This window comes from Actinophytocola sp., assembly GCF_049647105.1.
In the GTDB taxonomy this organism is placed as follows: Bacteria; Actinomycetota; Actinomycetes; order Mycobacteriales; family Pseudonocardiaceae; genus Actinophytocola.
Map to the genome: position 1 here is coordinate 24,637 of NZ_JBARWZ010000085.1, position 8,505 is coordinate 33,141.

Here is an 8,505-nt window from a genome sequence, read left to right on the forward strand (position 1 = left end):
TCATGGCAGTTCGCGGTGCCTTCGCCTGCCGACGACCAGGATCATGCCGCCGATGGCCAGCGCGGCGACGGCCGCGGCGGCCAGCCAGCGGACGTGGTCCGACAGTCCGGAGTTCGCGAGGGAGTCGTCCGACGCCCAGGTGCCCCCGCCGTTCGGCGGCTGTGCGGTGGGCTCGCCGGGGCCCGGTCCCGGCGGGCCGGGGCCGGGGTCGGGTGCGGTGACGGTGACGGTGACGGCGGCGGAGTTGGATGGCGGGCACATGTCGTCGCCTGCGTAACGGGCGACGACGTGGTGCTCTCCTTCGGGGAGGGCGTCGGTGACAAGCGTGGCAACGCCGTCCTCGATGGCGGCGGCACCGATCTCCTGGTCGCCGACGTTGAAGGTGACCGTGCCGGTGGGCACACCCACGTTGCAGGCCACGGCGGCGCTGAAGGTGACCGGGTCGCCGGTCCGGGACCGTGCCGGTTCGGCCGTCAGTGCCGTGGTGGTCTCCGGTGCCAGGGTGATGGCGAGACTGTGGTAGCTGCCGCTGCCGATGGCGACGACGCGAGCGCCGCCGGGTCGCTGGACCTCGACCGGCTCCGCGCGGTTGGTGTTGGTGCCGTCACCCACCTGGCCGTAGCGGTTGTAGCCCCAGGACAGCACCTCGCCGGCAGCGGTCAGCGCGACGGTGTGGTCGTCGCCGGAGGCGACCGCCGTGACGGCGGTGCCTGCGGGCAGGTGGACGAGCACCGGTTCACGGCGGGTCGTGGTGGTGCCGTCACCGAGCTGACCGTTGGCGTTGTCGCCCCAGGACAGCAGCGCACCCGTGGCGGTCAGCGCGAAGCTCTGGAACCCACTGGCACCGGCGATGCCGGTGACGGTCATGTTGGCGGGCAGGTGGACCAGCACCGGTTCACGGCGGGACGTGATCGTGCCATCCCCCAGCTGGCCGCTGCCGTTGTAACCCCAGGCCAGCATGTCACCGGCGGCGGTCAGCGCGAGGCCGTGGTCGTCGCTGCCCGCGATGGTGGTGACGACGGTACCGGCGGGCACGTGGACGAGCGCCGGTTCGCTGTGGGACGTGGCGGTGCCGTCACCGAGCTGACCGAAGTCGTTGTCGCCCCAGGCCAGTACCTCACCGGTCGCCGTCAACGCCATGCTGTGCCCAGCACCGGCGGAGATCGCGGTGACCGTCGTGCCAGCCGGAAGGTTGACCGCGACCGGGACACCCTTGTCGGCGGTCGTGCCGTCGCCGAGCTGGCCCCATTCGTTGTACCCCCAGGCCAGCACCTGCCCGGTGGCGGTCAGCGCCAGAATGTGATCGTCACCGGCGGCGATCGCCGTGATCGTCGTGTCCGAGGGCAGGTCGACGTACACCGGCACCGTGCTCCTGACGAAAGAGCCGTCGCCGAGCTGGCCCTCGTCGTTGTAGCCCCACGTCAATACCTCGCCGGTCGACAACAATGCCACGGAGAACCCGTAGCCGCCGCTCACCGCGGTCACGCTGGTGCCCGCGGGCAGCACCACCGGTCCGGCCAGCGGCTCCCCCGCCGCGTTGAGCGTGCCGTTCCCCAGCTGGCCGTACTGGTTACGGCCCCAGGTCAGCACCTCGTCACCGGGAGCCGCGCTTGCCGGTCCGGCCATGGCCACTGTCATGGCCACAGCCAGTGGCAGTGCCATGGCCACCGCCACCGACGCGGCCAGCATCCGACGAACACCGAAACGCACGAAACCCTCCCGACCTGGCACCACCCGATACGCGGACGCACGCTATGGGTGATGCGGGGGTTTCGAACACAGCGACACGGAAACTCGACCCTTCCGGGTGACACTCTGTGGCAGAGTGTCGGCCTTGCGGGGTGCCGCGTTATGGGCGGCCGATGTCAGGAACCATGTAAATCCGGCAGCTGCGAACGGGTGGTTCATGTTCGATGTGATCATTGCCGGGTGTGGGCCGACCGGTGCGGTGCTGGCCGCGGAACTGCGGCTGCACGATGTGCGGGTACTCGTTCTCGAAAAGGAAACCGAGCCGGCGTCCTTCGTCCGCATTGTCGGTCTGCATATTCGCAGTCTCGAGTTGATGGCAATGCGTGGACTGCTCGACCGCATTCTCGAACACGGACGGCGGCGTCCGGCGGGCGGATTCTTCGCCGCCATCCCCAAACCCCCGCCCACGGGCCTGGATTCCGCGCACGCCTATCTGCTCGGCATCCCGCAGCCGGTCATCGTTCGCCTGCTCGAAGAACATGCGATCCAACTCGGTGCGCAGGTCCGGCGCGGTTGCGCGGTGGCCGGTTTCGAGCAGGACGACGAGGGTGTGACCGTCGAGCTGGCGGACGGCGAACGGCTGCGTTCTCGCTATCTCGTCGGCTGTGACGGCGGGCGCAGCACGGTACGCAAACTGCTCGGTGTCGGCTTCCCCGGCGAGCCATCACGGGCCGACACGCTCATGGGCGAGATGGCGGTGGGGGTACCGGGGGAGGAGATCGCCGCCAGGATGACCGAAGTCCAGAAGACCGACAAGCGATTGAGGCTCCAGTTCTTCGGCGAAGGGGTTTACAGCGTCGTCGTCCCCGCCGAGGGAGTCAGCGACCGCGCGGAACCGCCCACCCTCGAGGACTTCAGGCGACAGCTGCGCACCATCGCAGGCACCGATTTCGGCGTGCACTCCCCGCGCTGGTTGTCCCGCTTCGGGGATGCCACCCGGCTGGCCGAACGTTATCGGGCCGGGCGGGTGCTGCTGGCAGGCGACGCGGCACACATCCATCCACCCACCGGCGGACAGGGACTCAACCTGGGCGTTCAGGACGCGTTCAACCTCGGCTGGAAACTGGCCGCACAGCTGCGCGGCTGGGCCCCGGACACACTGCTGGACACCTACGAGGCCGAACGTCATCCGGTCGCCGAGGACGTGCTGGACAACACCCGCGCCCAGCTGGCACTGTCGTCCACCGAACCGGGCCCTCGGGCCGTGCGCAGGCTGCTCACCGAACTGATGGACTTCGACGAGGTGAACCGCTATCTGATCGAGAAGATCACCGCGATCGACCTCCGCTACGACTTCGGCGAGGGCCCCGACCTGCTCGGCCGCCGCCTGCGCGACATCGACCTGAAACAGGGCCGCCTCTACGACCAGCTACATCGGGGCCGCGGCCTTGTGCTCGACCGCACCGAACGGCTGACCGTCGAGGGCTGGCCGGACCGGGTCGACCTGATCGCGGATCCCACCGCGGCACTGGCGGTTCCGGCCGTCCTGCTACGCCCCGACGGCCACGTCGCCTGGATCGGCGAGCACCAGCAGGACCTGAACGACCACCTCGCCCGCTGGTTCGGCAAGCCCGTCAACTGATGTCACCTGAGCCGGTGCCTCGCTTCCGTATTCACTCGAATGGGTTCGGTTCGAACCCGCCACCGGCGGCTTCCTGCACTGGCGACGCCTCGTACGAGTGAACTTTGTTGCGGCAAGCCACCTCTCTGACGCTGTCCGTCCGGTGGCGGTCGTACCGTGAAAACTGAACGGAGAATCCACGCGCGCACAACAGCTTGTCGGTGAGGGGACGGGGACCACGGTCCGCGTCACCCTGCCCGGGATAGGAGCGCGATGACCAAGATTCTCGCAGTCGAGGACGAGCCGGAAATCGTGCTGGCGTTGCGGCTCGTCTTCGAGCGCGCGGGTTACGAGTTCATCTCCTCGTCCGACGGCCGGGCCGGACTTCGCTTGGTACATCAGGAGAAGCCCGACCTCGTCCTGCTGGACATCGGGCTGCCCGGCATGGACGGCTGGACCGTCCTGGAACGGATCCGCGACCTCGCCGACCTGCCGGTGCTGATGCTCAGCGCACAGGGCCAGGAGGCGGACAAGGTGCGTGGGTTGCGCGCGGGCGCGGACGACTACGTCACCAAACCGTTCACCAACAACGAACTCCTCGCCAGGGCGGAGGCGCTGCTGCGCCGCGCGGGCCGGACCGCCGGGCCAGGCCCGGACTGGGAGAGCGGCTACGACGACGGCCTTGTGCGGATCGACCACAGGGCACGCACCGTGCAGATCACCGAACAGGGCGGAGACCGTGCGGTCGAGCTGACCAACACCGAGTTCCGGCTGCTCAACGTGCTGGCCAAGCACGCGGGCGCGGTACTGTCGGCCAGGCAGTTGCTCACGCAGGCGTGGGACGACCCGACCGGGCTCGGGCCGGAACGGGTGAAGTTCGCGATGCTTCGCCTGCGCCGCAAACTCAGATGGGACAACACGAACTCGCCCATCAAAGCGGTTCGCGGAGTCGGCTATCGCTACGATCGGCCGGGCTGACCTCGATGGCGATGTCAGCCCGGCCGTAGTCCACTTCGATCAGTACAGCCTCTGGAGACCGGCGAGATCGCCTGCCGCGAGCGTCCGCTTGATGGTCGTGCACGGCGGGTTCCTCGGGCTCATCACCTGCGTGGCATGCGCGGTCTGGTCCACATGGGCCAGACCGGCCGTGTGTCCGCGTTCGTGTACCACTACCGATTCGAGGTCAAAGGTGCTGGTGCAGTTGGCAGGCACCGTCAAACCCCACTTGTGCACCTTGCCGTCGATGAGCAGGTCGGAGGACAGCAACACGCCGGTCCTCGTCCGGTAATAGGCGCAGGTATAGGCGAGGTAGCTGGCCGGCAGGCTGCCCCAACTGGTCACGCTCGTCCCGTCGTTTCCCGTGCAGGCGCCCGCGGCGTTGACCTGGGCCACCTTGTTCGTGGCCCCGATGTACTGCTGGGTGGTGCGGAGCCCGGTCGCCAAGCCACAACGATTACGTCCACTCGCGACCGTCTGTGACGCGGTATGTATCGTCGCGAGCGCCTGGGCTGCCACGGAGGCCGGCGCACCGGCCGCGTTGTAGGCCCACCTGTAGGTCGTGCCGAGGTGCCACGGTGCGAACGTGTAGGCGGCGTCGGCACAACCGGGCGGGGGTGCCGCTGCCGCCATCGGACTCAGGGCGGCGGCCGCCGCCGGTGAGGCCACGATCGCCTCGCCGATGATGGTGATGTCCGAGGCAGGCTGGGCGCTGGGCGCGCTGGCCGTGCCGGTCGCGAGAGCCGCGGCGGCGATGACGACGATGCCGATCACTGGGGGAAGAACATTCTGGACCATGACTCATCCCTTTCGTGGGGGTGGATATTCCCCACGATCGGGCGGCCTTGGTGCGAAACGGTGGCTGGCCGAGGTGCCACTTGGTTGCGGTCGGAGCTGCGCGGGAGAAATCCCACGCCTCGGCGAACCCGCTGTTATCCGACGGCGCTTTCCGGGTTCAGCACGAAGAATTCGGCTTCGACACCCGGCAGTGAGTCGGCTTCGAGGCGAGCGAGACGCCCCAACGCGGTGGTCCAGCGTCCCCAGCGGAACGACAACGCGACCGCATTCCGCGCCGCGTCGCCTGCGAGGTTCTCAGCCAGCACCGCCCACGCGAGCCCGCGGTGTTCCGGTTCCGAGGTCGCCCTGATCAGCTCGGCGGCCTGCTCGGCCCGGCCGACCGACGCCATCACCTCGACGAACACGGCGAGCAGATCGATGCGGGCATCGGGGTCGGTCACCCGCTGCACGACGGATTCCGCATCGTTGGGCAGCGGGAGAACAAAACCCGCCGCGGTGACCGCGGCCAGTGCCCAGCCGCGGTGTTCCGCGGCACGAATCCGGCCGAGCACCTCGCCGGCGAGCGCGGGCTTCCCTGCCTCCGCCGCCGCCGCGGCGATCTCGGCACGAACACGATCACGCAGGTCGATGTCGTCGAGGTCGTCCACGAGTTCGTTGGCACGGACGAGATCCCGGCACGCGATGGCGGCACTCACCAACTCGTCCAAGGCCGACTGACGCGCGGCGGGTGAGCCGATCAGTTCCAGCAGACCGCGTGCCCGGTCCTCGGCACCCGTCAACGCCGCCACGGCGACAGCCGTGACGGCGACGGCGTCCCGGCCATCCTCCGGCAGCGACGTCATGACCTGTGTCGCGGCCGTGAATTCGCCTTGGGCCGCCAGTGCCGCGGCGAGCAGATGGGTCGCGGATCGCCGCTCGTCCGGTGCCGGGTCCAGGTCAAGGCGATCCGTGGCCCACTCGGTCAGTGTCCGCAGCCGCGGCATGTCCCGTGCCCTGGCGAGCTTCCTCACCAGGAAACAGGAGACCTCCGTGCGGATGGTCGTGTCGGGAATGGCGAGGGTGATCGCGATGGCCTGGTCGAGGTCACCGCAGCCCGCGGCCAGCCGGGCGCAGTGCGCGAGAGCCCGCATGCGAGCCGGATCCGTCGACACGGACCTGGCCAGCTCCACGGCCCAGGCGAGGTCATGGCCGGAGTCGACGGCGGTCACCAACTCGACGAGGAGGTGGTCACGAACCAGAGGTGAGAACCGGTGCGCGATGCGGACGGCCCGCTCGTGTTCGCCCATCTCCACGAACGTCATCGCGAGGTGTTCCTCGGCGCTCGGCTCGCCGTCCGGGGACACCGCGACACCGGCGATGCTCTCCGCGCGTTCGAGGTTCCCGGCCGCGGCGTACGCGCGGGCCAGTGCGGTGAAGCCCTGCACCCGGGTGGTCGTGGTCACCGACATCCGGGCGTAGGTCTCTGCCTGGGTCGCGAATCCCCTGGCCACATCGAAGTCACCCCGGTCGATGACCCGCTGAGCCAGCGCGGTGAACACCTCGGCACGTTCGTTGGCGCCGCTCAACGACGTGGCGACACGGGTGGCCTGTTCGAAATCGCCGAGCGCGGCCCATGCCTGCGCGGCCTTGGACTTCAGCTCGGTGTGCCCGTCCTCGGTCATGACCTCTTCGATCAGGAACTGACGCTGCAACATCAGGTCCGCCGCCCGATCGACCGCGTCGGTCTCGGCGAAGACCAACGCGAGTGACATCGTGGCCTCCGCCCGGTACTCGCTTCCGCCACACACGGACAGCAACGTCTCCGCGTCGTCGAACTCACCGGCGCGGACACAGGCGGTCGCCAGTGCTGTCACGGCATTCACGCGCTGGGCCGGGTTCTCGATGTGACGCGCGAGCAACGCACCGGCGTCGATGTAACCCGCCGTGCACGCCGCCAGGGCCACGGCCGCGAGCACCTCCTCGTCGGCCTCGGAGGCAACGAGAGCGTCCGCCGGCCTGCGCTCTGCCAGCAGGCGCCGTGCCGCGGTCGCGAGGTGGATCTTCGCCGTCGCGGACAGTCCCGGCTCGGTCAGCCATTCCGTCATGATCTTCGGTGTCACGGCGGGAATGCCCGCCTCGTGCAGCATGCCGAGCAGGTGCATGTCGCGTGTCGAGTCGGTGGTCTGCGGCATCGGCACACCCAGGATGGCGGCCAGCTGCTCGATGAGGTTGTCCCCGAACGACACCCGATCGTTCTGGCTCGCGAACCGGGCCGTGATGAAGAACGAGACCAGCCGAACCGCCGGTGGCGGATTCAGGAAGAACCACGACATCAACGCGGACTTGCCCGCCCACGCCTCCGCTCGCCACCACGAGTACCGCCCACGCGTCGCGGGGTCGGTGCAGAACTTCGCCAGCTCCTCGAGCTCGGCTTCACGATCGAGCAGCTCCGGCGGCACGATCCGCCGCACCTGCTCCCGGTACCAGGTGCGGACCGGTGTGCCGGTGTTCAGGTTGACGTCGCCGACGTGGACACCGGTGTTCGCGTACCCGCCGACCGAGTTGGCCTGCCCGGTCTTCGTGTTCGTGATGGGCTGCTGAGGTTCGGTCAAGTCAGCCGGACCCCGGTGTTGGCGTCACCGTCGTCCGTCGCGACGGCATCCCCGGTGTCCTGCGCCACGGCGTCGATGCCGCCGGACGCGGGGCCGGTGATACCGGTGTTGGCCGTTCCCCCTGATCGCGCGGTCGCCTTGCCGGTACGTGCGGCACGCGCCCGGACCTTCGGCTCGTCCTTCGGCGGTTGCTTCGCCGCTGCCCACACAGCCGCCCCCACCGCCACCACTCCGGTTACCGCGGAAACCACCGCGGCCAGCACGTTCGCGTCGTCCCATCCGAGCCACGCGAACACCGCACACAATCCGGCGACCACCAGACCGGTCACAATGATCACAATCCGTCGCACCGTCACCCCAGAATCATCCCACGAGCCACCGACAATAGGGTGAAGCCACCGTCGTCGCTCGTCAGGACGCGTGTCAGCAGGAAATCACCAACTCTTCGAGTTGCTCGGCAGGCCCTTTCGATGATCACCGTCGTCGAGGAATTCCGGGGCAGCGCCAGGTTTATGGCTCGTGCGACCGTGAGGAGACCACGGGCGGCGGGTTTATTGGTCGTGCGGTGGGCGTTGGCCTGGCCAAGCCCGCTTCGCCGGGGGCCCCATCAGAGGTGGCGGACAGGCGCGATGTCCCGAAAGGCGCTTTCAGGGCGTTGAACGTCCCAGAATCGGCTTTCGTGGCACCAACTATGCCCCGAAAGATGCTCCTATAGATGTCAAGGGGTGTTTGTGGGGTTGGTGAGGTCTGTGGTGAGGGCTCGGTGGATTTCGCGGGCGACGTAGCGTTTGAGGCAGCGGATGATGTGGC

Annotated in this window: 6 protein-coding genes; 2 read left to right on the plus strand and 4 right to left on the minus strand. The window is 68.7% G+C overall.

From position 1 onward, the window contains the following. Complete coding sequence (locus WBA97_RS10235) at window positions 1-1,710, minus strand: Ig-like domain repeat protein (RefSeq protein WP_424230502.1); 1,710 nt, start codon at window positions 1,708-1,710, stop codon at window positions 1-3. A gap of 196 nt (window positions 1,711-1,906) precedes the next feature. On the opposite strand from WBA97_RS10235, the gene rox reads away from it, so the two are divergent. Both rox and WBA97_RS10245 read left to right on the plus strand, forming a co-directional pair. After that, on the plus strand, window positions 1,907-3,331 hold the full coding sequence (gene rox, locus WBA97_RS10240) for a rifampin monooxygenase (RefSeq protein WP_424230507.1): 1,425 nt from the start codon (window positions 1,907-1,909) through the stop codon (window positions 3,329-3,331). 252 nt (window positions 3,332-3,583) lie between these two features. After that, window positions 3,584-4,288 (plus strand): response regulator transcription factor, encoded by a 705-nt coding sequence (locus tag WBA97_RS10245; RefSeq protein ID WP_424230503.1) that lies wholly within the window; start codon window positions 3,584-3,586, stop codon window positions 4,286-4,288. Window positions 4,289-4,327: 39 nt separating this feature from the next. Here WBA97_RS10245 and WBA97_RS10250 read toward each other — a convergent pair whose 3' ends face one another. From WBA97_RS10250 to WBA97_RS10260, 3 genes are all read right to left on the minus strand, one after another. Further along, the gene (locus WBA97_RS10250; protein WP_424230504.1) at window positions 4,328-5,104 is read right to left on the minus strand and encodes a matrixin family metalloprotease; all 777 of its coding nucleotides are present in this window, start codon (window positions 5,102-5,104) and stop codon (window positions 4,328-4,330) included. Between the two features lie 134 nt (window positions 5,105-5,238). After that, on the minus strand, window positions 5,239-7,695 hold the full coding sequence (locus WBA97_RS10255; RefSeq protein WP_424230505.1) for a hypothetical protein: 2,457 nt from the start codon (window positions 7,693-7,695) through the stop codon (window positions 5,239-5,241). Then, window positions 7,692-8,024 carry a hypothetical protein gene (locus WBA97_RS10260; RefSeq protein WP_424230506.1) on the minus strand — a complete coding sequence of 111 codons (333 nt, stop codon included), beginning with the start codon at window positions 8,022-8,024 and terminating at the stop codon, window positions 7,692-7,694. Before WBA97_RS10260 ends, WBA97_RS10255 begins: the two co-directional genes overlap by 4 nt. Between the last annotated feature and the right edge of the window lie 481 nt (window positions 8,025-8,505).